At 39.9% G+C, this 1,407-nt stretch carries 2 protein-coding genes; one reads left to right on the top strand and one right to left on the bottom strand.

Annotated elements, in window-relative coordinates:
• Positions 1-88: 88 nt before the first annotated feature.
• Positions 89-448 (bottom strand): IS66 family insertion sequence element accessory protein TnpA, encoded by a 360-nt coding sequence (gene tnpA / locus OXPF_RS00910; protein ID WP_054873337.1) that lies wholly within the window; start codon positions 446-448, stop codon positions 89-91.
• 490 nt (positions 449-938) lie between these two features.
• On the opposite strand from tnpA, the gene OXPF_RS22750 reads away from it, so the two are divergent.
• Entirely contained in the window at positions 939-1,298 is a 360-nt protein-coding gene (locus OXPF_RS22750) for a transposase (protein WP_162491027.1), read from the top strand.
• Positions 1,299-1,407: the final 109 nt, after the last annotated feature.

Here is a 1,407-nt window from a genome sequence, read left to right as displayed (position 1 = left end):
ACAATTGACGCCAGTCCGTTTATGGATTTGCGCATATCCGTATATCCACAGACGATGTAAATCCCCTGCGCCTTTGTTATATCACCTATCATATCCGCATCAGTACCTTCAGTGTGCGTTCAATAATTGAATCTGATGCACAGTCCTGTATTTCAAGTACAATTCCATTTGCCCTTAGTATTATGGCCGTTCCGGAACCACTGCTCCCGCATATACACTGTGGCGGAACCATCGGAACAATCTTAGAAAGCTGCGGTTCATCTGTCAATGCCTTTTCCCGGGCTGCTGCAAGTTTTACTTTCCGGAGCCAGTAATAGTAGCTATCTCTTGAAATGTTATTTTCGGCGCACCACTCGTTAACCTGTTTGCCGCTGTTAATTCGTTCCCGAATAATGATTGCCCATTGTTCTATGCGGTATTTGTCAGTCAGTTTTTTCGCTTCGCTCATAAGAACCCCCTAATTCTCACTTTTTCCACTAATGTGTGAAAAGTGCAAAAAGTATGTTATTGAGATTCTCACATAAACTGTCATATTGATTCAAGGCACTATTTTATCAAGCGCTTACGTTGTAACATACCAGATAGCTTGGTTTTTATCATTGTCATATACCAGATAGTTTTTACCATCAAGTGACCCGTGCTTAATCGCAGTTGTATTTGCTTATTGGGTTGTCAATCCTATAGCCGCACCTTTGTATGTAGCAGAACCATTTATTTTGGTACCATTAGCAGTCGTTATCTACCTTATTTGATTATATCCTGTAATGTAAGCACACTTTACACATTTATAAGTGTTTAATGTAATATAAAAGTGTAACAAAACGCAGTACAAAAGTGTAACGGCCTGTGATGCAAAAAGTCCATTGTAACACCCCTCAAATTAAGTTATCCTTTAGTTTGTCTGACGAACTGAAGGAGGAACAGAGAGGATGTTATCAATGGACGATATTAAGTATATCAGAAGAATGCATGATGTGGAAGGATGCTCTATCTGCGAAATCATGCGACGCTCCGGTTATCATTACGAAACCGTTAAGAAATACCTGGATATGGAGGATTTTAACGATCCTCCAAAACCGCCTAAAGAATTACCATCTCTGCTTGATCCCCTCAAGCCTGTCATTGACAAGTGGCTTGAGGATGATCTGAAGGCTCCACGCAAGCAACGGCATACAGCAAAGCGTGTGTATGACCGGCTGCGGGAAGAACATCCGGGTCAACTGGAAGTAAAACTGCGTACAGTTCAATACTACGTATCAATGAAGAGGAAGGAACTATGCTGTCAATTTTCAAAATAAACTAGGAAGTTTTTCTCACATTGTAATCGGAAGTAAAGGTCCACTTTTATCAAATTAAAATAGACGTACAAAATTAAATTAGGAAATTTCTCAATTTGTACTGGGAATA

The sequence above is a fragment of the Oxobacter pfennigii genome, assembly GCF_001317355.1.
Classification (GTDB): Bacteria; Bacillota; Clostridia; order Clostridiales; family Oxobacteraceae; genus Oxobacter; species Oxobacter pfennigii.
This window is presented reverse-complemented; position numbering and strand designations above follow the sequence as displayed.

Bases quoted from the DNA above. Each gene is read 5' to 3' on its own strand.
- OXPF_RS22750 (WP_162491027.1), top strand. From the start codon at position 939: ATGGACGATATTAAGTATATCAGAAGAATGCATGATGTGGAAGGATGC.
- tnpA (WP_054873337.1), bottom strand. From the start codon at position 448: ATGAGCGAAGCGAAAAAACTGACTGACAAATACCGCATAGAACAATGG.